Source organism: Rubrivivax gelatinosus IL144 (assembly GCF_000284255.1).
Classification (GTDB): Bacteria; Pseudomonadota; Gammaproteobacteria; order Burkholderiales; family Burkholderiaceae_C; genus Rubrivivax; species Rubrivivax gelatinosus_A.
This window is the reverse complement of sequence record NC_017075.1, coordinates 3,547,387-3,574,002: the sequence shown is the minus strand read 5'-3', so window position 1 is coordinate 3,574,002 and position 26,616 is coordinate 3,547,387. Positions and strand designations below refer to the sequence as shown.

The 26,616-nt window shown below is 70.4% G+C and carries 24 protein-coding genes; 16 read left to right on the top strand and 8 right to left on the bottom strand.

Annotated features, from left to right (window positions below; genetic code table 11):
- Nucleotide 1: 1 nt before the first annotated feature.
- Both RGE_RS16300 and bchF read right to left on the bottom strand, forming a co-directional pair.
- On the bottom strand, nt 2-1,285 hold the full coding sequence (locus RGE_RS16300; protein ID WP_014429546.1) for a ferredoxin:protochlorophyllide reductase (ATP-dependent) subunit N: 1,284 nt from the start codon (nt 1,283-1,285) through the stop codon (nt 2-4).
- Complete coding sequence (gene bchF, locus RGE_RS16295; RefSeq protein WP_014429545.1) at nt 1,282-1,791, bottom strand: 2-vinyl bacteriochlorophyllide hydratase; 510 nt, start codon at nt 1,789-1,791, stop codon at nt 1,282-1,284. The genes RGE_RS16300 and bchF overlap by 4 nt, the downstream gene beginning before the upstream one ends.
- Nucleotides 1,792-2,013: 222 nt before the next feature.
- Between bchF and RGE_RS16290 the strand changes: the two genes are divergently transcribed.
- Both RGE_RS16290 and ppsR read left to right on the top strand, forming a co-directional pair.
- Complete coding sequence (locus RGE_RS16290) at nt 2,014-2,853, top strand: cobalamin B12-binding domain-containing protein (protein WP_014429544.1); 840 nt, start codon at nt 2,014-2,016, stop codon at nt 2,851-2,853.
- Between the two features lie 140 nt (nt 2,854-2,993).
- On the top strand, nt 2,994-4,409 hold the full coding sequence (gene ppsR, locus RGE_RS16285) for a transcriptional regulator PpsR (RefSeq protein WP_148280212.1): 1,416 nt from the start codon (nt 2,994-2,996) through the stop codon (nt 4,407-4,409).
- 33 nt (nt 4,410-4,442) lie between these two features.
- Here the strand turns inward: ppsR and RGE_RS16280 are convergent, their stop codons facing one another.
- On the bottom strand, nt 4,443-5,984 hold the full coding sequence (locus tag RGE_RS16280; RefSeq protein ID WP_014429542.1) for a phytoene desaturase: 1,542 nt from the start codon (nt 5,982-5,984) through the stop codon (nt 4,443-4,445).
- Between the two features lie 78 nt (nt 5,985-6,062).
- Between RGE_RS16280 and chlG the strand changes: the two genes are divergently transcribed.
- Genes chlG through RGE_RS16260 form a run of 4 tightly spaced genes read left to right on the top strand, consistent with a single transcriptional unit; the run spans nt 6,063 to nt 9,724 of the window.
- On the top strand, nt 6,063-6,947 hold the full coding sequence (chlG, locus tag RGE_RS16275; RefSeq protein ID WP_014429541.1) for a chlorophyll synthase ChlG: 885 nt from the start codon (nt 6,063-6,065) through the stop codon (nt 6,945-6,947).
- Nucleotides 6,944-8,266 carry a BCD family MFS transporter gene (locus RGE_RS16270; protein WP_014429540.1) on the top strand — a complete coding sequence of 441 codons (1,323 nt, stop codon included), beginning with the start codon at nt 6,944-6,946 and terminating at the stop codon, nt 8,264-8,266. The genes chlG and RGE_RS16270 overlap by 4 nt, the downstream gene beginning before the upstream one ends.
- A gap of 1 nt (nt 8,267) precedes the next feature.
- A complete protein-coding gene (locus RGE_RS16265; RefSeq protein WP_014429539.1) occupies nt 8,268-9,470 on the top strand; it encodes a geranylgeranyl diphosphate reductase in 1,203 nt (400 codons plus the stop codon).
- 8 nt (nt 9,471-9,478) lie between these two features.
- Entirely contained in the window at nt 9,479-9,724 is a 246-nt protein-coding gene (locus RGE_RS16260) for a hypothetical protein (protein ID WP_081528260.1), read from the top strand.
- A gap of 30 nt (nt 9,725-9,754) precedes the next feature.
- Here the strand turns inward: RGE_RS16260 and RGE_RS16255 are convergent, their stop codons facing one another.
- The 3 genes from RGE_RS16255 to RGE_RS16245 form a co-directional block, all read right to left on the bottom strand.
- Complete coding sequence (locus tag RGE_RS16255) at nt 9,755-11,992, bottom strand: sensor histidine kinase (protein WP_043784196.1); 2,238 nt, start codon at nt 11,990-11,992, stop codon at nt 9,755-9,757.
- A gap of 35 nt (nt 11,993-12,027) precedes the next feature.
- Entirely contained in the window at nt 12,028-12,393 is a 366-nt protein-coding gene (locus RGE_RS24675; RefSeq protein WP_232504942.1) for a helix-turn-helix transcriptional regulator, read from the bottom strand.
- Between the two features lie 442 nt (nt 12,394-12,835).
- Nucleotides 12,836-13,816: an NADPH:quinone oxidoreductase family protein gene (locus tag RGE_RS16245; protein ID WP_014429537.1), complete on the bottom strand. Its 981-nt coding sequence runs from the start codon at nt 13,814-13,816 to the stop codon at nt 12,836-12,838.
- Nucleotides 13,817-13,912: 96 nt separating this feature from the next.
- On the opposite strand from RGE_RS16245, the gene surE reads away from it, so the two are divergent.
- From surE to rlmD, 5 genes are all read left to right on the top strand, one after another.
- A complete protein-coding gene (gene surE, locus RGE_RS16240; protein ID WP_014429536.1) occupies nt 13,913-14,680 on the top strand; it encodes a 5'/3'-nucleotidase SurE in 768 nt (255 codons plus the stop codon).
- On the top strand, nt 14,677-15,489 hold the full coding sequence (locus RGE_RS16235) for a protein-L-isoaspartate(D-aspartate) O-methyltransferase (protein WP_014429535.1): 813 nt from the start codon (nt 14,677-14,679) through the stop codon (nt 15,487-15,489). The genes surE and RGE_RS16235 overlap by 4 nt, the downstream gene beginning before the upstream one ends.
- Nucleotides 15,490-15,557: 68 nt before the next feature.
- Nucleotides 15,558-16,430, top strand: a complete 873-nt coding sequence (locus RGE_RS16230; RefSeq protein ID WP_052311070.1) for a peptidoglycan DD-metalloendopeptidase family protein — start codon at nt 15,558-15,560, stop codon at nt 16,428-16,430.
- Nucleotides 16,431-16,449: 19 nt separating this feature from the next.
- Complete coding sequence (rpoS, locus tag RGE_RS16225; protein ID WP_014429533.1) at nt 16,450-17,418, top strand: RNA polymerase sigma factor RpoS; 969 nt, start codon at nt 16,450-16,452, stop codon at nt 17,416-17,418.
- A 30-nt stretch (nt 17,419-17,448) separates the two neighbouring features.
- Nucleotides 17,449-18,870 (top strand): 23S rRNA (uracil(1939)-C(5))-methyltransferase RlmD, encoded by a 1,422-nt coding sequence (rlmD, locus tag RGE_RS16220; protein WP_014429532.1) that lies wholly within the window; start codon nt 17,449-17,451, stop codon nt 18,868-18,870.
- Nucleotides 18,871-18,930: 60 nt separating this feature from the next.
- Here the strand turns inward: rlmD and RGE_RS16215 are convergent, their stop codons facing one another.
- Nucleotides 18,931-19,626: a Bax inhibitor-1 family protein gene (locus RGE_RS16215; RefSeq protein WP_014429531.1), complete on the bottom strand. Its 696-nt coding sequence runs from the start codon at nt 19,624-19,626 to the stop codon at nt 18,931-18,933.
- Between the two features lie 310 nt (nt 19,627-19,936).
- Between RGE_RS16215 and carA the strand changes: the two genes are divergently transcribed.
- From carA to RGE_RS16195, 4 genes are all read left to right on the top strand, one after another.
- Nucleotides 19,937-21,091, top strand: coding sequence for a glutamine-hydrolyzing carbamoyl-phosphate synthase small subunit (gene carA / locus RGE_RS16210; RefSeq protein ID WP_014429530.1), 1,155 nt, complete (start codon nt 19,937-19,939; stop codon nt 21,089-21,091).
- Nucleotides 21,092-21,094: 3 nt separating this feature from the next.
- The gene (gene carB / locus RGE_RS16205) at nt 21,095-24,340 is read left to right on the top strand and encodes a carbamoyl-phosphate synthase large subunit (RefSeq protein WP_014429529.1); all 3,246 of its coding nucleotides are present in this window, start codon (nt 21,095-21,097) and stop codon (nt 24,338-24,340) included.
- 84 nt (nt 24,341-24,424) lie between these two features.
- On the top strand, nt 24,425-24,901 hold the full coding sequence (gene greA / locus RGE_RS16200; RefSeq protein WP_014429528.1) for a transcription elongation factor GreA: 477 nt from the start codon (nt 24,425-24,427) through the stop codon (nt 24,899-24,901).
- 2 nt (nt 24,902-24,903) lie between these two features.
- Complete coding sequence (locus RGE_RS16195; RefSeq protein ID WP_014429527.1) at nt 24,904-25,344, top strand: DUF4149 domain-containing protein; 441 nt, start codon at nt 24,904-24,906, stop codon at nt 25,342-25,344.
- On the opposite strand, the gene RGE_RS16190 is transcribed toward RGE_RS16195, so the two are convergent.
- Nucleotides 25,322-25,795, bottom strand: a complete 474-nt coding sequence (locus tag RGE_RS16190; RefSeq protein ID WP_014429526.1) for a YhbY family RNA-binding protein — start codon at nt 25,793-25,795, stop codon at nt 25,322-25,324. The genes RGE_RS16195 and RGE_RS16190 overlap by 23 nt on opposite strands.
- Nucleotides 25,796-25,816: 21 nt before the next feature.
- Here RGE_RS16190 and RGE_RS16185 point away from each other — a divergent pair, with 21 nt between their 5' ends.
- On the top strand, nt 25,817-26,497 hold the full coding sequence (locus RGE_RS16185; RefSeq protein WP_014429525.1) for an RlmE family RNA methyltransferase: 681 nt from the start codon (nt 25,817-25,819) through the stop codon (nt 26,495-26,497).
- Nucleotides 26,498-26,616: the final 119 nt, after the last annotated feature.

Here is a 26,616-nt window from a genome sequence, read left to right as displayed (position 1 = left end):
GTCAAGCGACCAGTCTCGTGCGCCGTTCCAGCGGGCGCGTGAACAGTTCGGCCAGGTCGGCGGCCTGGTCGAAGCCGTGCACCGGCGTGAACACGAGCTCGATCGACCACTTGGTCGTGAGCCCTTCGGCTTCCAGCGGATTGGCCAGGCCCAGGCCGCAGACGACGATGTCCGGGCGCGCGGCGCGGCAGCGGTCGAGCTGGCGCTCCAGGTCCTGGCCTTCGGACAGCGGGGTGCCCGCGGGCAGCAGCGCCAGTTCGGACGCCACCAGCTGGCGGTGCAGGTAGGGCGTGCCGACCTCGACTGGCACCATGCCCATTTCGCGCGCGAGGAAGCGGGCCAGCGGCACCTCAAGCTGCGAATCGGGGAAGAAGAAGACCTTGCGGCCTTCGAGCTGCGTGCGGTGGCGGGCCAGCGCGCGTGCCGCGCGCTCGCGGCGCGGGCCGACGACCGAGACGAACTTCGTCGCCTCGACGTTGAACTCGCGCGCGATGGCTTGCAGCCACAGCGTGGTGCCTTCGGCGCCGAACGGGAAGGGCGCAGCCAGGCGTCGTGCGCCGCGCGCCTCGAGCGCCCGTGCGGTGTCGGCCAGGAAGGGCTGGGCGAGCACGAAGCGCGTGCCCGGGCCGACCGGCGGCATGTCGCCGGCGTGGCGTGCGGGGAAGAAATGCACCGGGCCGATGCCCAGGCCGTCGAAGACGCGGCGGAACTGGTCCTCGACGATGTCGGCGATCGAGCCGACGACCATCAGCGCGCGCTGCTCGCTGGCCGGCAGCTCGGGCACCAGCGCGGCCAGGCAGGTGTCCTCGCCTTGCGTGAAGGTGGTGTCGATGCCGCTGCCGGTATAGGACAGGATGCGCACGCGCGGCGAGAAGTTGCGCGACAGGCGCTCGGCGGCACGCGACAGGTCGAGCTTGATGACTTCCGACGGGCACGAGCCCACCAGGAACAGCATCTTGATGTCGGGGCGGCGTTCGAGCAGGCGCGTGACGACGCGGTCGAGCTCGGCGTTGGCGTCGGCCAGGCCGGCGAGGTCGCGGTCGTCGATGATCGCCGTCGCGAAACGCGGCTCGGCGAAGATCATCACGCCGGCAGCCGACTGCAGCAGGTGGGCGCAGGTGCGCGACCCGACGACGAGGAAAAAGGCGTCCTGGATCTTGCGGTGCAGCCAGACGATGCCCGCGAGACCGCAGAACACCTCACGCTGCCCGCGTTCGTGCAGGACAGGGGCGTCGCCACAGCCCTGCTGCATCGGGGCAGGGGCGATGTCGATGACGGCATTCATGCGTAGGCTTCCGACTGGGCGCTCAATCGCGCGGCCCGCAGCTTAAGGATGAACTGTCCGGCGTTAATGACGTAGGTCGCGTAGGCTGCGAGTGCCAGCCACATTTGTTGACGGTCATCAAGCCAGCCAGTCGTAAGCGCGACGAGGTAGGCCGTGTGCAGTGCCAGTACGAGCATGCTGAACACGTCTTCCCAGTAGAAGGCGGGGGCGAAGAGGTAGACGCCGAAGACGTCCTTCTCCCAGATCGCGCCGGTGATCATGATGGTGTAGAGCACCACCGTCTTGACGACGATCGAGATCGTCGCGGCGTCGTGGCCTTGACCTGTCATCAGGTAGCGCACGACGAGCACGAGGCTGACGAGGAAGACGAGGAACTGCAGCGGCGCCAGCACACCCTGCACGATGGTCCAGGGCGAGCGGTCGCGCCGAATGCGCTCTTCGGGCGTGTACAGCGGAGGCACGCGCGGCGCCGTGGGTCCGCGATCGAGGTTGGTCTTGTGACCCATGGCACAGAATCTAGACGGGGACACCCCTGATGTCAACAGGGGTTGACGTCATGCGAACCTGACACTACCCTTGAGTCGTGCGGGTACCGTTCGCCCGCGCTTGGGAGTTGTACGCATGACCGACGCCGGAACACCCGGTTCGCTGACGCGCTGCGCGCGCGGGGCGTCGGGCGTGCGCGAAGGTCGCCGCGAAGCCTGCGCGCCGTCTCCCGGAGTCCGGTCGTGAGTCCGGCTGCCTGCGCCGCGAGGGTCGATCGGCTGTCGACCGTCGAAGGCGATCAGGTCGCCCTCTGCGAAAGTCATCTGCCGCAGCACCTGGCCCGCCTGGTGCGCAGCATCGAAGGCGAGGTCGTGCCGTTGCTGGCGCGCGGAACCCGTGTCGATCCCGACGCCGCGCTGCAGCCCGACGACCTCGACCGCTTCATCGAGTTCACGCTCGCGCCCGGCGATGCCGGCTGGCTCGAGATGGTCGGCCAGTTGCGCGAGCGCGGCGTTCCCGTCGAGCTTATCTATCTAGATCTGCTGGCCCCGGCGGCGCGCCGTCTGGGCGAGATGTGGGAACAAGACCTCGTGATGTTCAGCGACGTGACGGTCGCGCTCGGACGCCTGCACCGTATCATGCGAGGGCTGAGTCCCTCGCTGGGCCATGACCTGCATGTCCCGGTCGAGGGCCGCCGCGCACTGCTGCTGCCGGCCCCCGGTGAGCAGCACACCTTCGGTCTGTCGATGGTGGCGGAATTCTTCCGTCACGCCGGCTGGGAGGTGGTCTGCGAACTTGACAGCCGATCGATAGATCCCGTGCGCCGGGTGCGCCGGGAATGGTTCGACGTCGTCGGGGTGTCCGTCGGTGTCGACGCGCGCCTGGATTGGCTTCGTGAGGGCGTCACGATGATGCGCCGCGCTTCCCGCAACCGCGGGCTGGCGGTGCTGGTCGGGGGCCCGGTCTTTGCCCTCCATCCCGAACGCGCCGCCGAAGCGGGCGCCGACGGCACCGCGCGCGACGCGCGCGAGGCGCCGGAGCTGGCTTCGCGGCTGGTGGCAGCGAAAGCGGGACGGCGATGAAGACACGACGCCGATGTCCGGATTTCGGGAAGCTGCCGCATGAACAAAGTGCTGCTGTTTCGATCAACGCAGTTTTTATGAGCTGAAAGGCGGGTCTCCGAATGAGACCGTTTGGAGCACCGGAGAAGACGTTCGGCGGCGTGACCGCCGCGACGGCCGGGTCGCTGCTGTCGGTTGCGAACGACATTACGTTGGTCATCGACGCCCACGGCGTCGTGCGCGACCTCGCCTGCGGCGGTGACGACTTCGCCCGCGAGGCCGGCGCCGAATGGATCGACAAGCGCTGGGTGGACATCGTCACGCCCGAGAGCCGCGACAAGGTGGAGGCCCTGCTGCGCGAGGCTGCGCCCGACGCCGTCGGTGCGATCCGCTGGCGCCACCTGAACTTCGTGCTGCCCGGCGACCGCGAGGTGCCGCTGCTGTTCGTCGCCGTGCGGCTGGGCGGCGGCGACGGCAAGCCCGGCCACGTGCTCGCTTTCGGCCGCGACCTGCGCGCCGTCGCCGCGCTGCAGCAGCGCCTGGTCGAGGCGCAGCAGGCGATGGAGCGCGACTACTGGAAGTTCCGCCACGCCGAGACGCGCTATCGCCACCTGTTCCAGGTCGCGTCGGAGGCCGTGCTGGTCGTCGACGCGACGACGCAGAAGATCCTCGAGGCCAACCCGGCCGCCGCGCGGCTGCTGGCCGACGGCGGCTCCGGCAGCCTCGTCGGCCTGACCTTCCCGACCGGCGTCGAGGCGCGCGGCGCCGAGCAGCTGAACCTGCTGCTGGCCGGCGTGCGCGCCACGGGCCGCGCCGACGAGGGTCGGGCCGAACTGGCCGACGGCCGCGGCGAGGTCACGGTCGCGGTGTCGACCTATCGCCAGGACCTCGTCTCGCACTTCCTCGTGCGGCTGTCGCGCGTGCAGGCCCAGGCCGCCGCCGAGATGACGCCGACGAGCGGCTCGATGCTGCTCAAGCTGGTGCAGAACGCGCCCGACTGCCTGGTCGTCACCGACCTCGAAGGGCGCGTGATCTCGGCCAACTCGGCTTTCGTCGAGCTGGCCCAGCTGACGACCGAGGAGCAGGTGCGGGGCGAGACGCTGGACCGCTGGCTCGGCCGCACCGGCGTCGACCTGAGCGTGATGATCTCCAACCTGCGCCAGCGTGGCCAGGTGCGGCTGTTCGCGACGACGCTGCGCGGCGAGTACGGCGCCGTCACCGACGTCGAGATCTCGGCGACGATGGTCGCGCAGGGCGATCGGCCCTTCCTCGGCTTCACGATCCGCGACGTCGGCCGCCGCCTGGCGGGCCACGACGCGCGCACGACGCGTGAACTGCCGCGTTCGGTCGGTCAGCTCACCGAGCTGGTCGGCCGCGTGCCGCTGAAGGACATCGTCGGCGAGACCACCGATCTGATCGAGCAGTTGTGCATCGAGGCCGCGCTCGAGCTGACGCGCGACAACCGCGCGTCGGCGGCCGAAATGCTCGGCCTGTCGCGCCAGAGCCTGTACGTCAAGCTGCGCCGCTACGGCCTGGGCGACCTGGGCAGCGGCACGCCGGCCGAAGCCGAGAAGTAGAGCGGCCGGCAAGGCCGGCCGTCTTCGATCGCTTCAGCGGCGGAACGTCGCCGGGTCGGGCAGCACCGACTCCAGCGCCTTGGCCGACATGATGACGCCGGGCACGCCGGCGCCGGGGTGCGTGCTCGCGCCGACCATGAACAGGTTCTTCACGTCCTCGCTGCGGTTGTGCGGGCGGAAGTAGGCGCTCTGCAGCAGCAGCGGCTCCAGGCCGAAGCCGGCGCCCTTGTACGACAGCAGGCGGTGCTGGAAGTCCAGCGGCGTGGTGCAGAACGACACGCGCAGGTGCTGGCCCAGGCCGGGCAGCACGGTGCGCTCCAGCGCCTCCTGGACCGACTGGCGATAGGGCTCGGCCTGCGTCGTCCAGTCGGTGCCGCTGCCCAGGTGCGGCACCGGCATCAGCGCGTAGAAGGTGTCGCAGCCGGCCGGCGCCATCGACGGGTCGGTGGCGGTCGGGCGGTGCAGGTAGATGCTGAAGTCGCTGGCCAGCTTCTTCTTGCGGAAGATGTCGTCCAGCAGTTCGCGGTAGCGCGGGCCCAGCACCATCATGTGGTGCGGCACGTCCTCGTAGCGGCGGTCGGTGCCGAAGTACCAGACGAACAGGCCCATCGAATAGTGGCCGCGTTCGATGCGGGCGTCGGTCCAGTGCTTGCGCCAGCGGGCGTCGACGAGGTTCTTGTAGAGGTAGCCGGTGTCGCCGTTGCAGACGACGATGTCCGCCGGGATGCGCTCGCCGTCGGCCAGCGTGACGCCGGTGGCGACGCCGTTGTCGACCTCGATGCGCTTGACCTCGGCCTTCAGCCGCATCGTGCCGCCCATGCCCTCGAAGACGTCGACCAGGCCGCGGATCAGCTCGCCGGTGCCGCCCATCGCCCAGTGCACGCCCCATTGGCGCTCGAGCGCGTTGACGAGCGCGTACATGCTCGTCACCGAGAACGGGTTGCCGCCGATGAGCAGCGACTGCAGGCTCATCGCGATGCGCAGCTTCGGGTGCTTCAGATGGCTGGACACCATCTGGTGAAGGCTGCGCCAGCCGCGCAGCTTGACGATCAGCGGCGCGGCCTTGATCAGGTCGCCGACGGTGTCGAAAGCCTTGTCGCCCAGCGTGCGGAAGCCCAGCTCGTAGCACTGGTCGGCCTCGCGCATGAAGCGCTCGAAGCCCTCGGCGTCCGACGGGCTGATGCGCCGCACCTCGGCACGCATGCGCGCCGGGTCGCCGCTGTAATCGAAATGGTCGCCGTCGTCGAAACGGATGCGGTAGAACGGGTCGAGCGACTTCAGTTCGATGTCGTCGCTGAACTTGCGCCCGGCCAGCGCCCACAGCTCGTCGAAGAGATAGGGTACGGTGACGATGGTGGGCCCGGCGTCGAAGACGTGGCCTTCGCGGCGGTGCACGTAGGCCCGGCCACCGGGGGCGTCGAGCTTCTCGAGAACCGTGACGCGGTAGCCCTTGGCGGCCAGCCGCACCGCAGCGGCCATGCCGCCGAACCCGCTTCCCACGACCAGCGCCACCGGCGCCTGGGGATCCTGCTTTCCGGCCGCGCGCGGGGCTGCGGCATCCGACTTCATCAGCATCCGTCGAGCTTGTCCTAAGGCAGGGATTGTGTCAACGACAATTGACGCTCTGTTTTGTCAAGCGCAAGATTCAGCCCCATGGCAAGGCCCGCGTTGTCCGCTGTAGCGGAGTTGCTCAAACCGATCACCTGGTTCCCTCCGATGTGGGCCTTCTCGTGCGGCGTCGTCGCATCGGGACAGCCGATCACGGCGAACTGGTTTCTCGTCTTCCTCGGCGTGCTGCTCGCCGGGCCGCTGGTCTGCGCGACCAGCCAGGCGGTCAACGACTGGTTCGACCGCCACGTCGACGCGATCAACGAACCCAACCGTCCGATCCCCTCGGGCCGCATCCCCGGCCGCTGGGGCCTGTACATCGCGATCGGCTGGACGGCGCTGTCGCTGCTCGTCGCCACGCAGCTCGGCCCCTGGGGCTTCGGCGCCGCGGTGCTGGGCCTGATCCTGGCCTGGGCCTACAGCGCGCCGCCGGTGCGCCTGAAGCAGAACGGCTGGTGGGGCAACGCCGCCTGCGGCATCTCCTACGAAGGCCTGGCCTGGGTGACCGGTGCGGCGGTGATGGCCGGCGGCGCGATGCCGGCCTCGCACTCGCTGGCGCTGGCGCTGCTCTACAGCCTGGGCGCGCACGGGATCATGACGCTCAACGACTTCAAGGCCATCGAAGGCGACAAGAAGATGGGCGTCGGCTCGCTGCCGGTGCGTCTGGGCGTCGACGGCGCCGCGCGCACCGCCTGCCTCGTGATGGCCGTGCCGCAGATCATCGTCATCGGCATGCTGGTGCAGTGGGGCGCCGTCTGGCACGCCACGGCGATCGGCGCGCTGCTCGTCGCGCAAGGCGTGCTGATGGTCTGGTTCATGAAGGACCCGGTCAAGCGCGCGCTGTTCTACAGCGGCTTCGGCGTGCCGCTGTTCGTCAGCGGCATGATGGTCAGCGCCTTCGCGCTGCGCGCCACCGGGGGCGTGGCATGAGTGCGCCGCTCGCGCACTTCGGCTGGTTCACCGTCTTCCGCCTGGGCCTGGTGCAGGCCTGCATCGGCGCGATGGTCGTGCTGACGACCTCGACGCTGAACCGCATCATGGTCGTCGAGCTGGCGCTGCCGGCGCTGCTGCCCGGGCTGCTGGTGGCGGTGCACTACATGGTGCAGATGCTGCGCCCGCGCATGGGCTTCGGCTCCGACGTCGGCGGCCGGCGCACGCCCTGGATCATCGGCGGGCTGGCGGTGCTGGGCCTCGGCGCCATCGGCGCCGCGGCCTCGGTGGCGCTGATCCCGGTGGCGCGCGTGCCGGGCATCGTCGCGGCCTTCGTGTCCTTCGTCGTCATCGGCCTGGGCGTCGGTGCCGCCGGCACCTCGCTGCTGGTGCTGCTGGCGCAGCGTGTGGCCGAACAGCGCCGCGCGCCGGCCGCGACCATCGTCTGGATGATGATGATCCTCGGCCTGGCGGTGACCGCCGGCGTCGCCGGCAAGCTGCTGGACCCGTATTCGCCGGCGCGACTGATGACGGTGATGACCGGCGTCGCCGTGCTGGCCTTCGTGCTGGCGAACCTCGCGCTGTACCGCGTCGAAGGCGCGGGCCGGCCGCCGGCGGCCGACAGCGAAGCCAAGCCCGACTTCCGTCAGGCGCTGGCCGAGGTCTGGGCCGACGGCGACGCGCGCCGCTTCACGGTCTTCATCTTCGTCTCGATGCTCGCCTTCAGCGCGCAGGACCTGATCCTCGAGCCTTTCGCCGGCACCGTCTTCGGCTTCACGCCGGGCGAGTCGACCTCGCTGTCGGGCATGCAGCACGGCGGCGTGCTGACCGGGATGATCCTGGTCGCGCTGGCCGGCCAGCGCCTGGGTTCGCTGCGCGCCTGGTCGGTGGGTGGCTGCCTCGCGTCGGCGCTGTGCCTGGCCTCGCTGGTCGGCGCCGGCATCGTCGGCCCGGGCTGGCCGTTCAAGGCGACGGTGTTCCTGCTCGGTGTCGCCAACGGCGCGTTCTCGATCGCCGCCGTCGGCTCGATGATGCGTCTGGCCGGCGAAGGCCGGCAGGGCCGCGAAGGCGTGCGCATGGGCTTGTGGGGCGCGGCGCAGGCCGTGGCCTTCGGCCTGGGCGGTGTCGTCGGCACCGGCGCCAGCGACCTCGCTCACTGGCTGCTGGGCGAGTCCTCGGTCGCCTATTCCAGCGTCTTCGCAGCCGAGGCGCTGCTTTTCGTGGTGTCCGCCTTCCTGGCGGCCAAGATCGATGCCCGGCCCCGCGCCACCGCGACGCCGCGCCTGTTTGTCGAACCCGCGGTGGCAAAGGTGGAGTGAGATGCAACTGGAGACCTTCGATGTCGTCGTCGTCGGCGGCGGTCCGGCTGGCGCCACGGCGGCCACGGAGATCGCGCGGCAGGGCCGCAGCGTGCTGCTGCTCGACCGTGCCGGCCGCATCAAACCCTGCGGCGGCGCGATCCCGCCGCGTGCGATCCGCGACTTCGGCATTCCCGACGAGCTGATCGTCGCCAAGGCGCTGTGCGCCCGGATGATCTCGCCGACCGACGTCAAGGTCGACATCCACATCGAGAACGGCTACGTCGGCCTCGTCGACCGCGAGCAGTTCGACGAATGGCTGCGCGAGCGTGCGCGCCAGTGCGGCGCGGTGCGCCGCACCGGCACCTTCGAGCGCATCGACCGCGACGCCGACGGCTGCGCCATCGTGCGCTACCGCCCGCACGAGAAGGGCGAACGCGGCGAAGGCCAGGAGGCCGCGGTGCGCGCCCGGGCGATCATCGGCGCCGACGGCGCACGCTCCGAGGTGGCACGCCAGCAGATCTCGTGCGCGCACGAGGTCGAGTACGTCTTCGCCTACCACGAGATCATCGAGGCGCCGGAACCCGGCCACCCCGACTACGACCCCTCGCGTTGCGACGTCTACTACCGCGGCACGATCTCGCCGGACTTCTACGGCTGGGTCTTCCCGCACGGCAAGACGATGAGCGTGGGCACCGGCAGCGCCGACAAGGGCTTCTCGCTGCGCAACGCGACGGCCAAGCTGCGCGAGGACGCCGGCCTGGCGAACTGCAAGACGATCCGCCGCGAAGGCGCGCCGATCCCGCTGAAGCCGCTGCGCTGCTGGGACAACGGCCGCGACGTCGTGCTCGCCGGCGACGCCTCGGGCGTCGTCGCGCCGGCCTCGGGCGAGGGCATCTACTACGCGCTGGCCGGCGGCCGCTTCGCCGCCGAGGCGGTGCTGGAGATGCTGCGCACCGGCGACGCCAAGGCGCTGGCCGGCGCGCGCCGCAACTTCATGCGCGAGCACGGCCGCGTGTTCTGGATCCTCGGCATCCTGCAGCGCTTCTGGTACTCCAGCGACAAGCGCCGCGAGCGTTTCGTCAGCATCTGCAAGGACAAGGACGTGCAGCAGCTGACCTTCGACTCGTACATGAACAAGCGGCTGACGCGGCGCAAGCCGATGGCCCACGTGCGCATCTTCTTCAAGGACATCGCGCACCTGCTGGGCCTGGCGCGGGTCTGACACGGCGCGTGGCGCTCGTCGACCTCGTCATCGCCGTCACGCTGCTGGAGGCCCTGGTCCTCTGGATCTGGCACGCGCGCACCGGGCGCGGCCTGGCGCCGCGTGACTTCGTCGCCAACCTCTGCGCCGGCCTGGCGCTGATGCTGGCGGTGCGTGCGGCGCTGGCCGGCGCCGCCTGGACCTGGGTGGCCGCCGGGCTGGCGGCCGCGGGTGTCGCCCACCTGCTGGACCTGCGGCGGCGCTGGCGCCGCTGACGCCGTTCACGCCGATCACGCTGCGGCGGCTCAGCCGTCCTCGTCCGGCGTCTGGAAGTCGGGCACCAGCACCTCGCAGACGATGCCGCGCGGGCCGTTCTCGCGCCAGCGCACCTCGCCGCCCAGCAGCTTGACGCGCTTGCGCACGCCGCCCAGCCCCAGGCCGTGGGCCCAGCCCTCGGGTGCGCGGCCGTCGCCGTCGTCGCTGACCGCCAGCGTCAGCCGCGTGCCGTGCAGCGCCATCTGCAGGTCCACGCGCGACGCGTGGCCGTGGTAGAGCGAGTTCGTCACCAACTCGCGGATCACGCGCGTCAGCGCCGACCACTGCACCACCGTCAGCCGCACGTCGCGGTCGAACTCGACCGACCAGCCGAGCTGCACCTGGGCGGCCGTCAGGCGCTGGGTCAGGTCGGCCTTCCACTCGGCCGAAGCGTGCGACAGGCGGTGGTTGGCCGCCGCCAGCCCGCGCGTCAGCGTCTTCAGGTCGAGCAGCGTGTGGCGGATGTAGTCCTCCATCTCAGGGGTCTGCGCCTGGTACATCAGCGTCAGCAGGCGGGCGCCGATGTCGTCGTGCAGGTCCTGGGCGATGCGCAGCCGCTCCTCGTTGCGCCCGCGCTCGACCGCCTGGTCGTAGGCGACGGCGCGCTTGAGCTGGTCGACGACACGCTCGGCCAGCCGGGCGTCGTCGCGCGAGAACAGGCGCTGGCCGCGGCGCGCGAAACGCAGCACCAGCGACAGCGGCCGGCCACCGCCGCGGCTGCTGCGCACCGGCACGACCAGCGCCGCGCCGCCGCCGACCACCGAGGCGCGCGGCGAGTCGCGCTCCAGCCGCAGCACCTCAAGCGGCTCGAACAGCTCGCGCAGCAGTTCGGCGACCAGCGTCGAATAGCGCGAGGGCTGCTTCTGCAACTCGCGGGCGACGCGGTAGAGCTGCTCGAAGGTGCGCTCGGTGGTCAGCACCTCCGAGCCTATCGTCTGGTTGAGGATCCACTGCCGCGCCCCGGCGTAGGCGCCCAGCGCCAGGAACACCGCCAGCGTCAGCGATGTGAACGGGCCGAGCGAGAAGAGGGCGACGAACAGCAGGTCCAGCGAGACCGCGATCGTGCTGATGCCGGCCAGCATCGCCAGTTCGCGCAGCGCCATGCGCGAGCGCGACAGAAAGGGCACCAGCAGCAGCAGCGAGGTGAAGAACAGCGTCCAGACCAGCGAGCCGGCGGCGGCCACGGTGCCCGGCCTGCCCGTCGTCCCGGCGGCGGCGGCCATGCCCAGCGTCACCAGCGCGAATGCAGCCAGGGTGAAGACGCCCAGGCGGCGCAGCACCGCGGCGAAGGGGTTGGCCTCGATGCGGTAGGACCAGGAGATCGTCGCCAGCGCCGCCGCGCCCTGGGCCAGCAGCGCGCCCTGCGTCCACCACCAGACGTGGCTCAGCGCGCCGCTGTGCGCCAGCACCGGCAGCACGAAGACCGGCAGCCAGCCGGCCGCGGCGATCGCCTGGCGGTGCGGCAGCAGCCGCGGGTGCTGCGTGAAGGCGTGCAGCACGGCGGCACCGACGGCCAGGTCCAGCACCATGCGCGCCAGCGGCTCGACGGTCGCGAAGCCGGCGGGCAGCCCCAGGCCGCGCATCGAGCCGACGGCGATGAACAGCAGCGTCGCCGCCTGGCTCAGCATCACGAACAGGTAGACGACGTTGCGGCCCTGCGGGCGTGCCAGCAGCACGATCGCGCCGACGAGGTAGACCGCCAGCGCCAGCGCCGTCAGCGGCCAGTACAGCAGGCCCAGGCCGTCGAATCCGCGCGGCCGCGCCAGCACCGGGAGCTCGATGCCGTTGCGGAACTCGACGAAGACCTCCCGGCCTTCCAGCACCTCGGCCAGCGCCTCCTGCTGCGCGACGACGCGCTCGCGCACCGCGTCGTCGACCTGCCAGCGCGGCGAGTGTTCGTTGAGCAGCGCGTCGACCCGGACCTCGCGGCCGTCGGCGTTGCGCAGCGCGATCGGGGCCCGCCCGACCATGGGCTCCAGCGCCGGGACCGAGGTCGACAACACCGTCGGCGGAGCGCCGGTGGCGCCGAGCAGCACCACGTCGAGCGCCGGGCTGGCCGCCAGCCAGCGTGTCAGCGCCAGCAGCCCGAGGCAGCCGAGCACCGTCAGCACGACGAGGAGCTGGCGTCGCCAGCCGGTCCAGTGCTGGGGCAGGTCGGTGCCGAGCGTGGGCTCCAGCGCCGAGTTCGCGAAGCTCGAATCGCCGGGGACGGCGGGGCGTTCCGTCATGGCGATGATGGGGGCGGCGGCGGGCCGCCGGGCGCTCAGACCAGTCCTTGCTTGCTCGCGAGCACCGCGGCCTCGGCCCGGCTCGAGACGTTCAGCTTCTTGTAGATGGACTTGATGTGGTCGTTGACGGTGAACCACTTGATGCCCATCAGGCTCGCGATCTCCTTGATCGTGAAGCCCTTGCTGAGGTAGGTGAGCACCTCGCTCTCGCGCGGCGTCAGGCGTTCGTGCTCGGGCAGCGCCTTCTCCATCGGCACCGGCCGGCTGGTCGTGAAGCCGGTGGTGTTGACGAAGCCGCTGTCGGGCGCGACGTCGGGGCCGGCGCCCTGACGGAAGTGGGTCAGCAGCCGGCGTGCGATCGCCGGCGACAGCGGCGGCTGGCCGCGCACGATCTTCTGCAACTCCTCGACGAGGACCTCGAAGCGGTCCTCCTTCAGCAGGTAGCCGTCGGCACCGTGCTGCAGGGCTCAGGTGCTCGTCGTCTGAGTACAGCGTCGTGACGATCTTCGTCGCCGGGTAGTGCGCGAGTTCGGCCAGCAGCTCCATGCCGTTGCCGTCCGGCAGCTCCAGGTCGATCAGGATCAGCTTGAAGGGGTCGACACCGTGCAGGCCGGTCGCGCCGCCCGCCAGCGTGATGTGGCGGCGCGCCGTTTCGAGGTCCCCGGCCTCGGTGATGTGATTCGCGTCGCTGAAGCTCTCACGAACGACCCGGCAGAGGAAACTTCGCGCCACCGGGTTGTCTTCCAGGATCAGCACCTTTACGGCCATAGCCGACCTCCCCGTATTCGATCGTGCGCCATCCTAGCGCGTTCGTTTCGCGCCCGGAAAGGTGGACCCCCTGCCTCAGTTGCCACAAACGACGATCAGCTTGCCCAGGGCGCGGCGCGAGGCCATGCGCTCGTAAGCCTGGGGCAAGTCTTCGAGCGCGAAACGGGCGCCGACGACGGGCTTGATGCGGCCTTCGGCGTACCAGCGCGCGAGCTGGCCGATGGCCGCAGCGCTGGCCTGCGGCTCGCGGCGCACGAACTCGCCCCAGAAGACGCCGACGATGGACGCGCCCTTGAGCAGCGCCAGGTTCCAGGGCAGGGCCGGGATCGCCCCGCTGGCGAAGCCGACGACCAGGTAGCGCCCGCGCCAGGCGATCGAGCGCAGCGCCGGCTCGGCCAGCTCGCCGCCGACGGGGTCGTAGACGAGGTCGGGCCCGCGGCCGCCGGTCAAGGCCTTCAGCGCATCGCGCAGGTTCTCCACCGAATAGTCGATGACGGCATCGGCGCCCAGCTCGCGGCACAGCGCGCACTTCTCGGCGCCGGAGGCCGCGGCGATGACATGCGCTCCGACCGCCTTGGCGATCTGCAGCGCCGCGGTGCCGACGCCGCCCGCGGCGCCCAGCACCAGCACCGTCTCGCCGGGGCGCAGCGCGCCGCGGTCGAGCAGCGCATGCTGCGAGGTGCCGTAGGTGAAGGCGAAGGCCGCCGCGTCCTCGAGCGCGAAGCCCGGCGGCAACGCGATCGCGCGGCCGGCATCGACGCAGGCGTGGGTGGCGAAGCCGCCGTGGGTGCCGATGACCGCCACCGGCTGGCCGACGGCCAGCGTCGTCACGCCTTCGCCCAGCGCCTCGACGACGCCGGCGAACTCGGCGCCGGGCACGAAGGGCAGCGGCGGGCGCGCCTGGTACTTGCCCTCGACGATCAGCAGGTCGGGGAAGTTCAGGCTCGCGGCGCGGATCGCCACACGCACCTCGCCGGGCGCCGGCTCGGGCGTCGGCAGCTCGCGCCAGTGCATGCCGGCGACGCCGTCCAGCGATTCGCAGAGCCAGGCCTTCATCGTCTTCTCCTCTCGGGGGTGGGCGGCATCTTAGGCAGCGCCGCGGGCCACGGCCGTCGCGCAGGCGACGCCCGGCCGACTCCCTACAATGCCCCGATGCGCATCCTGATCGCCAACGACGACGGTTACCTCGCCCCCGGCATCGCCGCGCTGGTCAAGGCCTGCGAGGGCCTGGGCACGATCGACGTCATCGCCCCGGAGCAGAACGCCAGCGGCACCTCCAACGCGCTGACGCTGAACCGGCCGCTGTCGGTCTTCGAGGCGCGTGGCGAGCCGGTGCAGGGCTTCCGCGTCGTCAACGGCACGCCGTCCGACTCGGTGCACGTCGCGCTGACCGGCCTCTTGCCGCACAAGCCCGACCTGGTGCTCTCGGGCATCAACCAGGGCGCGAACATGGGCGACGACACGCTGTACTCGGGCACCGTCGCCGCGGCGATGGAAGGCTATCTGTTCGGCGTCCCGGCGATCGCCTTCTCGCAGGCCGAGAAGGGCTGGACGCACCTGGACGCCGCCGCGGCCACGGCGCGCGCCATCGTCGAGCAGGTGCTCGCCGGCGGCCCGCCCACCGGGCCCTGGCTGCTCAACGTGAACATCCCCAACCGGGCCGATGCCGCGTCGCTGCCGCGCCTGGTGACGCGCCTGGGCCGCCGCCACGCCAGCGAGCCGGTGATCCGCCAGACCAACCCGCGCGGCGAGCCGATCTACTGGATCGGCCCGGCCGGCGACGCGCGCGACGCCGGCGAAGGCACCGACTTCCACGCCGTCGCGCACGGCGCGGTGTCGATCACGCCGCTGCAGGTGGACCTCACCGACCACGCGATGCGCGGCGCCTGGGCGTCGCGGCTGGGCGTTCCGCTCGCATGAGCGGTAAGCCGCCGCGGTTCCCGCTCGGGCTGCAGCACGTGCAGCCGCGCTCGCCGGCGCGCCCGGCCACCGACGTCCTGCGCCCGCAGCGGCCGCTGCACGAAGCCGCACGCGACGCCGCGCGCCGCGTCGCGCCCAGCGGCCTGGGGCTGGACTCGCCCGCGGTGCGCGAGCGCATGGTCGCCCGGCTGCACGCCGACGGCCTGCGCTGCGAGCCGGTGCTGCGCGCCTTCGCCGCGGTGCCGCGCCACCATTTCGTCGACAGCGCGCTGGCGACCCAGGCCTACGAGGACACCAGCCTGCCGATCGGTCTCGGCCAGACGATCTCCAAGCCCTCGGTCGTCGGCCGCATGCTGGCGCTGCTGTTCGGCGGCGAACGTGCCGCGGCTGCCGGCCACCTCGGCCGCGTGCTCGAGATCGGCACCGGCTGCGGCTACCAGGCGGCGCTGCTGGCGCAGATCTCCAAGCGCGTCGTCTCGATCGAACGGCTCAAGCCGCTGCACGACAAGGCGCGCGACAACCTGGCCGCGTCGCGCCATCCCGGCGACCTGCGCCTGCTCTATGGCGACGGACGCCTGGGCCATGCGCCGCTGGCGCCGTACGACAGCATCGTCGCCGCCGCCGGCGGCGAAGACATCCCGCAAGCCTGGCTGGACCAGCTCGCCGAAGGCGGGCGCCTGGTCGCGCCGATGCACGACCCGGCCGCCGGCGGGCAGGTGCTCGTCGTCATCGACCGGCGTCCCGAAGGCCTGCGCCGTCAGGTTCACGATGCCGTCCATTTCGTCCCCCTAAAATCCGGCACGGCATGACATACGACGCAACGTTCGAGAACTCCCGTCCCGGCACCCGGCTTCGCCCGGCGCCTTCCCTGCTGCTGATGGCGGTGGCCGCCGCGGTGCTGGCTGGCTGCGCCAACCCCTCGCACCGCGCCCCGGTCGAAGACCGCAGCGGCCGTCCGGTCGCTTCCAGCCCGGCCTCGGCCGCGCCGGAGACCGCGCCCAAGCCGCCGCCCGGCCAGGAAAACCTGGGCAAGCCCGGCTACTACGCCGTCAAGCCCGGCGACACGCTGATCCGCATCGGCCTGGAGAACGGCCAGAACTGGCGCGACATCGCGCGCTGGAACAACCTCGAGAACCCGGACCGCATCGAAGTCGGCCAGGTCGTGCGCGTCGTGCCGCCCGGTGCCGACCCCAACGGCGTCGTCGTGCGCCCGGTGGCACCGGCCGCGCGCGCCGAGTCCCGTCCGGCGAGCGGCTCGGCCTCCGGTGCATCCGCTCCGGCACCCGCGGCCACCGCGCCCGCAGCGGCCAGCACCGCCAGCGCCAGCCCGGCTTCGGGCTCCTCGTCCTCGTCGTCGGTACCTGCCGCGCGCGACGGCGACGACGACGTCAACTGGACCTGGCCGGCCGCCGGCAGCGTCGTCGCCGGCTTCGACGAGGTGCGCAGCAAGGGCCTGTCGATCGCCGGCAAGGCCGGTGATCCGGTCTACGCCGCGGCCGACGGCCGCGTGGTCTACGCCGGCTCCGGCCTGCGCGGCTACGGCAACCTCATCATCGTCAAGCACAACGCCACCTTCCTGTCGGCGTACGCGCACAACCAGACCCTGCTGGTCAAGGAGGACCAGGCGGTCCGCCGCGGCCAGAAGATCGCCGAGATGGGCGCCAGCGACGCCGACAGGGTGCAGCTGCACTTCGAGATCCGGCGTCAGGGCAAGCCGGTCGATCCGGCGAAACTGCTGCCCTCGCGGTAGCGGCGACGGAGCCCGGCGGATGGTCACGAGGCGCGATGCGCACGACGGCCCCGCCGAAGGCTCCGACACGTTCGAGCCCGGGGCCTCGCCTGAGGTGCCCGAGGCCGCCGAGGCGCCGGCCCAGGTGCCGGCCGACGGCGAAGGCGAGCACGGCAACACGCTGCAGAGCTATCTGCGCGACATCCGCCGCGCGCCGCTGATGAGCGCCGAGGAAGAGCATGCGACCGCGGTGCGTGCCCGTGCCGGCGACTTCGCCGCCCGCCAGGCGATGATCGAGCGCAACCTGCGCCTCGTCGTCAGCATCGCCAAGCACTACGTCGGCCGCGGCATGCCGATGATCGACCTGATCGAGGAAGGCAACCTGGGCCTGATGCACGCCACGGGCAAGTTCGAGCCCGAACGCGGCTTCCGCTTCTCGACCTACGCCTCGTGGTGGATCCGCCAGAGCATCGAGCGGGCGATCATGCATCAGGCGCGGCTGATCCGGCTGCCGGTGCACGTCGTGCGCGAGCTCAACCAGGTGCTCAAGGCGCGCCGCGCGCTGGAGTCCGCGCGCCGCGGCGAGGCCGAGCGGCCGGTCTCGGTCGACGAGGTCGCCGCGGCGCTGCAGCGCCCGGTCGAGGAGGTCGCCGAGCTGCTGAAGCTGGCCGAGCAGCCGACCTCGCTGGACATGCCGCTGGAGCGCGAGAGCGGCGAGTCGATGCTCGACACGGTGGCCGACGAAGACGCCATCGACCCGCTCGGCCTGACGCTCAGCCGCGAGGCCGTGCACCTGCTGGACAACGGCCTGGCCGAACTCAACGAGCGCGAGCGCGAGGTGCTCGCCGGCCGCTTCGGCCTGCGCGACCGCGAGCCCGAGACGCTGGAGGAACTGGCCGCGCGCCTGGGTCTGACGCGCGAGCGCATCCGCCAGATCCAGCAGGAAGCGCTGCTCAAGCTCAAGCGCCGCATGGTGCGGCGTGGCGTCGATCGCGACGCGCTGTTCTGAACGGGTGCGCCGGCCCGGGATAATCCGGGCATGAGTTCAGGTATGGATTGGCTGCAGGTCGAGTCGCTCGACCTCGAGGCCCAGGGCGTCGCGCACCGCGCCGACGGCAAGGTGGTGTTCATCGAGGGCGCGCTGCCGGGCGAGACCGTGCAGGTGCAGGTCTCGCGGCGCAAGAACCAGTGGGAGCAGGGCGTGCTGTCGGCGCTGGCGCGCGAAAGCTCGCAGCGCGTGCGTCCGGGCTGCCCGCATTTCGGGCTGCACGCCGGCGCCTGCGGCGGCTGCAAGATGCAGCACCTGCATCCGGCGGCCCAGGTGGCCGTCAAGCAGCGCGTGCTGGAGGACAACCTCTGGCACCTCGGCAAGGTCAAGCCCGAGCGGCTGCTGCGGCCGATCCACGGCCCGGCCTGGGGCTACCGCTGGCGCGCGCGGCTGTCGGTGCGCTACGTGCCGAAGAAGGGCGTCGTCCTCGTCGGCTTCCACGAACGCAAGTCGCGCTACGTCGCCGACATGCTGGAGTGCCCGGTGCTGCCGGCGAAGGTCAGCGCGATGCTGCCGGCGCTGCGTGAGCTGATCGGCGCGATGGAGCAGCGCGACCGCCTGCCGCAGATCGAGCTGGCGGCCGGCGACGAGGTCATCGCGCTGGTGCTGCGCCACCTGGAGCCGCTGTCGGCGGGCGACGCGGCCAGGCTGCGCGCCTTCGGTGCCGAGCACGGCGTGCAGTGGTGGCTGCAGCCCAAGGGGCCGGAGACCGTGCACCGCCTCGACGAGGGCGGGCCGCAGCTCGCCTACTCGCTGCCCGAGTACGGCGTGACGATGCCGTTCAAGCCGACCGACTTCACCCAGGTGAACCCGCAGATCAATCGCGTGCTGGTCGACCGCGCCGTACGGCTGCTGGCGCCCCAGCCGCACGAGCGCATCGTCGACTGGTTCTGCGGCCTGGGCAACTTCACGCTGCCGCTGGCGCGGCGCGCGGCCGCGGTGCACGGCATCGAAGGCAGCGAGACGCTGGTGCAGCGCGCACGCGAGAACGCCGCCGCCAACGGCCTTGCGGCCAACACCAGCTTCGCGGCGCGCAACCTGTTCGAGATGAGCGCCGACGAGCTGATGACCAGCGGCGCGGCCGACGCCTGGCTCGTCGACCCGCCGCGCGAGGGTGCGTTCGCGCTCGCCAAGTCGCTGGCTGAGCTGCGCGGCCGCGAAGGCTGGACGCCGCCGCGGCGCATCGTCTACGTCAGCTGCAACCCGGCGACGCTGGCGCGTGACGCCGGGCTGATCGTGCACCTGGCGGGCTTCCGCTGCGTCGCGGCGGGCGTCGTCAACATGTTCCCGCACACCGCGCACGTCGAGAGCATCGCGGTGTTCGAGCGCAGCGAGGCGGCACTGAGCCCACGTCCCGTAGGCGAGGCGGCGCCGGAACTCGCCGCTGAGCCGGCGCCGGACGCTGTGGCCTGAAACCGCGTGCACCAAGAAAAACGGGGCCCGAGGGCCCCGTTTTCGTTGTGCGATCGAGCGTCAGTCGCGTTCGCCGCCGAACACGCCCAGCAGCATCAGCAGGCTCTGGAACACGTTGTACAGGTCCAGGTAGATCGCCAGCGTGGCCGTGATGTAGTTGGTCTCGCCGCCGTCGATGACGCGCTTGACGTCGACCAGCATGAAGGCCGAGAAGATGCCGATCGCGGCGACCGACATCGTCAGCATCAGCGCGCTGGACTGCACGAAGATGTTGATGACCCCGACCACCAGCAGCAGGATCGCGCCGACGAACAGGAACTTCGACAGGCCCGACAGGTCGCGCTTGACGACGGTCGCCAGCGTGGCCATCGAGGCGAAGACCGCCGCAGTGCCGCCGAAGGCGATCATGATCAGGGAGGCGCCGTTCGAGAAGCCGAGGATGGCCGCCAGCATGCGCGACAGCATCAGGCCCATGAAGAACGTGAAGCCGAGCAGCACGCCGACGCCGGCCGCCGAGTTCTTGGTCTTCTCGATCGCGAACATGAATGCGAACGCGCCGCCGAGAAACACCAGCGCACTCATCCCCATGCCGAGGCTGGCGGTGATGCCGGTGGCGACGCCGATCCAGGCGCCGAGCACGGTCGGGACGAGAGACAGCGCGAGCAGCGCATACGTGTTGCGCAGGACGCGGTTGCGCTGCGCGGTCAGAACGCCGCCGCCTGCGAAACCGCCGTAGGTGGGCGAAGTGCGATCCATCAGACCTCCGAAGGGGGTTGTGACAAAGACGACTCTTGGAGTCGGAAACCGATTGTAGGTTCCGTGAATCGCCGAATGGCCCTGCGCCATCCCGGGTTCTGGCTCGCGGTTGACATGGCGCTGCGGCACTTCATCGCCGCATTGGCGTCGGCACGGCAAGCGCCTTTTTCAGGGGTGGCGCTTGTTCCGCGCTATACTCCGTAGGTTTACCCGCCATCACCGCAGCCCTAGCGAAACTCCGTCGTCGGTTTCCCCTCGGATCCACCCCTCACCGGGTGGCGCTGGGCGCGCGAATCCCGGAGCTTTTCTCTTGCTGCCCGTCCTGCCCCCCGCACTCCTCGCACTCGCAGACGGCACGACCTTCCTCGGTACCTCGATCGGCGCGCCCGGTCGGACCGTTGGCGAGGTGGTGTTCAACACCGCGCTCACCGGCTACCAGGAAATCCTCACCGACCCCAGCTATTGCCGGCAGATCGTCACGCTGACGTATCCGCACATCGGCAACGTCGGGGTCAACGAGGAAGACGTCGAGGCCGCGAAGGTCCATGCCGCCGGCCTGGTCATCAAAGACCTGCCGCTGCGCGTCTCCAACTTCCGTGCTGCGATGCCGCTGTCGCAGTACCTCGAGCGCGAGGGCACGGTGGCCATCGCCGGCATCGACACCCGCCGCCTGACGCGCGTGCTGCGCACCACCGGCGCGCAGAACGGCTGCATCGTCAGCTTCGCGCCTGGCACCGTCGTCGGTGAAGCCGAGATCGCCGCGGCCGTCGCCGCCGCCAAGGCCGCGCCGTCGATGGCCGGGCTGGACCTGGCCCAGGTCGTGTCGGCCGACGCGCCCTACGAGTGGACCGAGACCTCCTGGCAGCTCGGCCGCGGCCACGGCACGCTGGCCGACGCGGAGTTCCACGTCGTCGCCTACGACTTCGGCGTCAAGCGCAACATCCTTCGCCTGCTGGCCGACCGCGGCTGCCGCGTCACCGTCGTGCCGGCCAGGACGCCGGCCGCCGAGGTGTTCAAGCTGAAACCCGACGGCGTCTTCCTCAGCAACGGCCCGGGTGACCCGGAACCCTGCGACTACGCCATCGCCGCCGCCCGCGAGATCATCGACGCCGGCGTGCCGACCTTCGGCATCTGCCTGGGCCACCAGATCATGGCCCTGGCCTCGGGCGCGAAGACCTTCAAGATGAAGTTCGGCCACCACGGTGCCAACCACCCGGTGAAGGACCTGGACAGCGGCCGCGTCAGCATCACCAGCCAGAACCACGGCTTCGCGGTCGACGAGAAGACGCTCGGCGCCAACCTGCGCCCCACCCACGTCAGCCTGTTCGACGGCACGCTGCAGGGCCTGGCGCGCACCGACCGCCCGGCCTTCTGCTTCCAGGGACACCCCGAGGCCAGCCCCGGCCCGCACGACATCGGCTACCTGTTCGACCGCTTCGTGGCGCTGATGCAAGAGAGAGCCTGACCCATGCCCAAGCGCACCGACATCCACAAGATCCTCATCATCGGCGCCGGCCCGATCATCATCGGCCAGGCCTGCGAGTTCGACTATTCCGGCGCCCAGGCCTGCAAGGCGCTGCGCGAGGAGGGCTACAAGGTCATCCTCGTCAACAGCAACCCGGCGACGATCATGACCGACCCGGAGATGGCCGATGTCACCTACATCGAGCCCATCACCTGGCAGGTCGTCGAGAAGATCATCGCCAAGGAGCGCCCCGACGCGATCCTGCCGACGATGGGCGGCCAGACAGCGCTGAACTGCGCGCTGGACCTGCACCGCCACGGCGTGCTCGCCAAGTACGGCGTCGAGATGATCGGCGCCAACGAGCACGCGATCGAGAAGGCCGAAGACCGCATGAAGTTCAAGGACGCGATGACGGCCATCGGGCTGGAATCGGCCAAGAGCGGCATCGCGCACAGCATGGAAGAAGCGCTCGCGGTGCAGCGGCGCATCCAGTCCGAGATCGGCGGCACGGGCTTCCCGATGGTCATCCGCCCGAGCTTCACGATGGGCGGCACCGGCGGCGGCATCGCCTACAACCCGGAGGAGTTCGAGGAGATCTGCAAGCGCGGCCTCGACCTGTCGCCGACCAAGGAACTGCTGATCGAGGAGTCGCTGATCGGCTGGAAGGAGTACGAGATGGAAGTCGTCCGCGACCGCGCGGACAACTGCATCATCGTCTGCTCCATCGAGAACCTCGACCCGATGGGCATCCACACCGGTGACTCGATCACCGTGGCGCCCGCGCAGACGCTGACCGACAAGGAATACCAGCTGATGCGCAACGCGTCGATCGCGATCCTGCGCGAGATCGGCGTCGACACCGGCGGCTCCAACGTCCAGTTCTCGGTGAACCCGGACAACGGCCGCCTGATCGTCATCGAGATGAACCCGCGCGTGTCGCGTTCGTCGGCGCTGGCGTCCAAGGCCACCGGCTTCCCGATCGCCAAGGTCGCGGCCAAGCTGGCCGTCGGCTACACGCTCGACGAGCTGCGCAACGACATCACCGGCGGCGCGACGCCGGCGAGCTTCGAGCCCTCGATCGACTACGTCGTCACCAAGATCCCGCGCTTCGCGTTCGAGAAGTTCCCGGCCGCCGACCCGCACCTGACGACGCAGATGAAGTCCGTCGGCGAGGTGATGGCGATGGGCCGCAGCTTCCAGGAAAGCTTCCAGAAGGCGCTGCGCGGCCTGGAGACCGGCATCGACGGCCTGACCGAACGCAGCACCGACCGCGACGAGATCGTCGACGAGATCGGCAACGTCGGCCCCGAGCGCATCCTGTTCCTGGCCGACGCCTTCCGCATCGGCATGACGCTCGACGAGGTTTTCGAGGAGACCGCGGTCGACCCCTGGTTCCTGGCCCAGATCCAGGACCTCGTCGCCACCGAGCAGCAGGTCGCCGCGCGTGCCAATCTGGCCGCGCTGTCGGCCGCCGAACTGCGCTGGCTGAAGGCCAAGGGCTTCTCCGACAAGCGTCTGGCCAAGCTGCTGGGCACCAACCAGCACGCGGTGCGCGCGCGCCGCCACGAGCTGGGCGTGCGCCCGGTCTATAAGCGCGTGGACACCTGCGCCGCCGAGTTCGCGACGCAGACGGCCTACATGTACTCCACGTACGACGAGGAGTGCGAGGCCGAGCCGACCGACAAGAAGAAGATCATGGTGCTCGGCGGCGGCCCCAACCGCATCGGCCAGGGCATCGAGTTCGACTACTGCTGCGTGCACGCGGCGCTGGCGATGCGCGAGGACGGGTACGAGACCATCATGGTCAACTGCAACCCGGAAACCGTGTCGACCGACTACGACACCAGCGACCGTCTGTATTTCGAGCCGGTGACGCTGGAAGACGTGCTCGAGATCGTCGACAAGGAAAAGCCGGTCGGCGTCATCGTCCAGTACGGCGGCCAGACGCCGCTGAAGCTGGCGCTGGACCTCGAGCGCGCCGGCGTGCCGATCATCGGCACGACGCCCGACTCGATCGACATCGCCGAGGACCGGGAGCGCTTCCAGAAGCTGCTGCACGAACTCGGCCTGAAGCAGCCGCCCAACCGCACCGCGCGCACCGAGGAACAGGCCCTGGCGCTGGCGCACGAGATCGGCTATCCGCTGGTCGTGCGCCCGAGCTACGTGCTCGGCGGCCGCGCGATGGAGATCGTGCACGGCGACAAGGACCTCGAGCGCTACATGCGCGAGGCGGTCAAGGTCAGCGACAAGAGCCCGGTGCTGCTGGACCGCTTCCTCGACGACGCCGTCGAGGTCGACGTCGACTGCATCGCCGACGCCGCCGGCGAGGTGCTGATCGGCGGCATCATGGAACACGTCGAGGCCGCCGGCATCCACAGCGGCGACTCGGCCTGCTCGCTGCCGCCGTACACGCTGTCGGCCGCGCTGCAGGACGAGATGCGCCGCCAGGCTGCGGCGATGGCCAAGGCGCTGGGCGTCGTCGGGCTGATGAACACCCAGTTCGCCGTCCAGGGCGAAGGCGAGGACGCCGTCGTCTACGTGCTCGAAGTGAATCCGCGTGCCTCGCGCACCGTGCCTTTCGTCAGCAAGGCCACCGGCCGCCCGCTGGCCAAGATCGCTGCGCGCTGCATGGCCGGGCAGTCGCTGAAGCAGCAGGGCATCGGCGCCGAGATCGTGCCGCCGTTCTTCAGCGTCAAGGAGGCGGTCTTCCCGTTCAACAAGTTCCCTGGCGTCGACCCGATCCTGGGCCCCGAGATGCGCTCCACCGGCGAGGTGATGGGCGTCGGCAAGACCTTCGGCGAGGCGATGCTGAAGAGCCAGCTCGGCGCCGGCTCGCGCCTGCCCGAGAAGGGCACGGTCGTGATCACCGTGAAGAACAGCGACAAGCCGCGCGCCGTGAAGGTGGCCGCCGAACTCGTCGCGCTGGGCTACGAGGTGCTCGCCACCAAGGGCACGGCGCAGGCGATTGCCGATGCCGGCGTGCCGGTCAAGCTGGTCAACAAGGTCAAGGACGGGCGCCCGCACATCGCCGACAAGGTGAAGGCCGGCGAAGTGCAGCTGGTCTTCACTACGGTGGACGAAACGCGTACGGCGATTGCCGATTCACGCTATATCCGTACCGCGGCGCTGGCCAATCGGGTCACCTATTACACGACCATGGCCGGCAGCGAGGCCGCCACCGAGGCATTGAAGCATCAGGATGACCTCGAAGTGGTTTCGCTCCAGGAATTGCACGCGGAACTGAATTAGACTCCGGGCCTTCGCTGATCCGCCGCAGGCGCCCGAGGGGGCCCCTGCGGCGGATTCACTTTGTCCGCACACAAGACGCTCACCATGGCCACCATCCCCCTGACCCGGCGCGGCGCCGAAAAGCTGAAGGAAGAACTGCAACGCCTGAAGACCGTCGAGCGCCATGCGGTCATCCAGGCGATCGCCGAGGCGCGCGCCCAGGGCGACCTGTCCGAGAACGCCGAGTACGACGCGGCCAAGGACAAGCAGGGCTTCATCGAAGGCCGGATCAAGGAACTCGAGGGCAAGCTCGCGGCGGCCCAGGTCATCGACCCGTCGGCGCTGGACGCCGGCGGCAAGGTCGTCTTCGGTGCCACGGTCGATCTCGCCGACGAGGACACCGGGGCCGAAGTCACCTACCAGATCGTCGGCGACGACGAAGCCGACCTGAAGGAAGGCCGCATCTCGATCAGCAGCCCGATCGCGCGTGCGCTGATCGGCAAGGAAGCCGGCGACGTCGCCGAAGTGCAGGCGCCGGGCGGCCTCAAGCACTGGGAAATCGTCGAGGTGAAGTACCTCTGACGATGGCGCAGGAGCGCTGGCGCCGCCTGCTGCCCGGCTTGTGGGCCGGCTGGTTGCTGTGTGTCGCGCTGCTGGCGACGCCGGCCGGCTTCGCGCTGCTGCCGCAGGCCGACGCCGGCCGCCTGGCCGCGCGCATGCTGGCCCAGGAGGCCTACACCAGCTTGGCGCTGGGCATCGTGATGGTGCTGCTCGAACGCGCTGCCGCACGGCGCGACGGCGGCCCGCAGTTCTCCTGGGGTTTGGGCCTGGCCCTGGGTGCAATCTTCTGCACCGTCTTCGGCTACTTCGTCATCCAGCCGATGATGCCGGCGGCGCGCCTGGGGCAGGGGGCGCTGTCCTTCGGCGCCCTGCACGCGATCAGCAGCTCGATCTATGCGCTGAAGTGCGTGCTGGTGCTGACCTTGGCCTGGCGCGCGACGTTCAGTCGCTCGCCTTCTTCTTGACGCTGGTGGCGCGCGGCTTCACGCGCTTGATCTGGCCGCCGGCGGTGACGCGCTGGTTGCCGTAGACCTTGACCTTGGTGACGGTCGCGCGGTGGTTGCCGCTCTTGGAGAACTTGACCAGCTTGACGACGCGCGGCCCCGGCTTGCGGTCCTCGCGTTCGGTCTTCTCCTTGGCCGGGATCGGGCGCCACAGCACCAGCAGCTTGCCGATCTGCTGCACCGGCGCGGCGTTCAGCTCGCCGGCCAACTGGGCCATCATCGCCGCGCGCGCGTTGCGGTCGTCGGAGAAGATGCGGACCTTGATCAGCCCGTGGGCCTTGAGCGCCGCGTCGGTCTCCTTGACCACCGCAGGGGTCAGGCCGTCGGCCCCGATCAGGACGACGGGGTCGAGGTGGTGGGCATCGGCGCGGTGTTGCTTGCGCTCGGCAGGCGTGAGTTCAATGGCGGGCATCGCCGTATTATCGACTGACGAATGAAATCATCGAAGAGCAAACGCGTCAATCGCGCCTGGCTGCACGATCACCTGACCGATCCGTACGTGAAAGCGGCGCAGCGCGAGGGCTATCGCTCGCGTGCCGCCTACAAGCTCAAGGAGATCGACGAGGCCTTCGCGCTGATCAGGCCCGGCCAGGTCGCCGTCGACCTCGGCGCCACGCCCGGCGCCTGGAGCCAGTACCTGCGTCGCCGCTTCGCGCCCGAAGGCGCCGCGGCGGGCGCGCTCGACGGCACGATCATCGCGCTGGACATCCTCGACTTCGAGCCGATCGAAGGCGTCACCTTCCTGCAGGGCGACTTCCGCGAAGACGAGGTCGCCGCCCGCCTGGCGGCCGAACTGGCCGGCCGGCCGGTCGACATCGTCGTCTCGGACATGGCACCCAACCTGTCGGGCATCCCGGTGTCCGACGCGGCGCGTGTCGCGCACCTGGTGGAACTCGCCGTCGAGTTCGCGCTCCAGCACCTCAAGCCCGAGGGCGCGCTGGTCTGCAAGGCCTTCCACGGCAGCGGCTACAGCCAGCTCGTCAAGCTCTTCAAGGACAGCTTTCGCATCGTCAAGCCGATCAAGCCCAAGGCTTCGCGCGACAAGTCGGCCGAGACTTTTCTGGTCGGCATCGGCCCCAAGAGCGGCAAGGGCGTCGCCGAGAGCGGAAAATGACATCAATCCGTCCGTTTCACCCAGCTTTTCTCGCCCCGGCCCATACCCTTGTGTCGAATAGAATGATCCCCACCTACCGTGGAATTCGGTTGGCCCGCGTGGTGGCCTTCCGCGCCGTT

Coding starts and splice junctions, on each gene's coding strand:
- RGE_RS16300 (WP_014429546.1), bottom strand. CDS start 1,285: ATGAATGCCGTCATCGACATCGCCCCTGCCCCGATGCAGCAGGGCTGT.
- bchF (WP_014429545.1), bottom strand. CDS start 1,791: ATGGGTCACAAGACCAACCTCGATCGCGGACCCACGGCGCCGCGCGTG.
- RGE_RS16280 (WP_014429542.1), bottom strand. CDS start 5,984: ATGCTGATGAAGTCGGATGCCGCAGCCCCGCGCGCGGCCGGAAAGCAG.
- chlG (WP_014429541.1), top strand. CDS start 6,063: ATGGCAAGGCCCGCGTTGTCCGCTGTAGCGGAGTTGCTCAAACCGATC.
- RGE_RS16270 (WP_014429540.1), top strand. CDS start 6,944: ATGAGTGCGCCGCTCGCGCACTTCGGCTGGTTCACCGTCTTCCGCCTG.
- RGE_RS16265 (WP_014429539.1), top strand. CDS start 8,268: ATGCAACTGGAGACCTTCGATGTCGTCGTCGTCGGCGGCGGTCCGGCT.
- RGE_RS16255 (WP_043784196.1), bottom strand. CDS start 11,992: ATGACGGAACGCCCCGCCGTCCCCGGCGATTCGAGCTTCGCGAACTCG.
- RGE_RS16245 (WP_014429537.1), bottom strand. CDS start 13,816: ATGAAGGCCTGGCTCTGCGAATCGCTGGACGGCGTCGCCGGCATGCAC.
- surE (WP_014429536.1), top strand. CDS start 13,913: ATGCGCATCCTGATCGCCAACGACGACGGTTACCTCGCCCCCGGCATC.
- RGE_RS16235 (WP_014429535.1), top strand. CDS start 14,677: ATGAGCGGTAAGCCGCCGCGGTTCCCGCTCGGGCTGCAGCACGTGCAG.
- RGE_RS16230 (WP_052311070.1), top strand. CDS start 15,558: ATGGCGGTGGCCGCCGCGGTGCTGGCTGGCTGCGCCAACCCCTCGCAC.
- rpoS (WP_014429533.1), top strand. CDS start 16,450: ATGGTCACGAGGCGCGATGCGCACGACGGCCCCGCCGAAGGCTCCGAC.
- rlmD (WP_014429532.1), top strand. CDS start 17,449: ATGAGTTCAGGTATGGATTGGCTGCAGGTCGAGTCGCTCGACCTCGAG.
- RGE_RS16215 (WP_014429531.1), bottom strand. CDS start 19,626: ATGGATCGCACTTCGCCCACCTACGGCGGTTTCGCAGGCGGCGGCGTT.
- carB (WP_014429529.1), top strand. CDS start 21,095: ATGCCCAAGCGCACCGACATCCACAAGATCCTCATCATCGGCGCCGGC.
- greA (WP_014429528.1), top strand. CDS start 24,425: ATGGCCACCATCCCCCTGACCCGGCGCGGCGCCGAAAAGCTGAAGGAA.
- RGE_RS16195 (WP_014429527.1), top strand. CDS start 24,904: ATGGCGCAGGAGCGCTGGCGCCGCCTGCTGCCCGGCTTGTGGGCCGGC.
- RGE_RS16190 (WP_014429526.1), bottom strand. CDS start 25,795: ATGCCCGCCATTGAACTCACGCCTGCCGAGCGCAAGCAACACCGCGCC.
- RGE_RS16185 (WP_014429525.1), top strand. CDS start 25,817: ATGAAATCATCGAAGAGCAAACGCGTCAATCGCGCCTGGCTGCACGAT.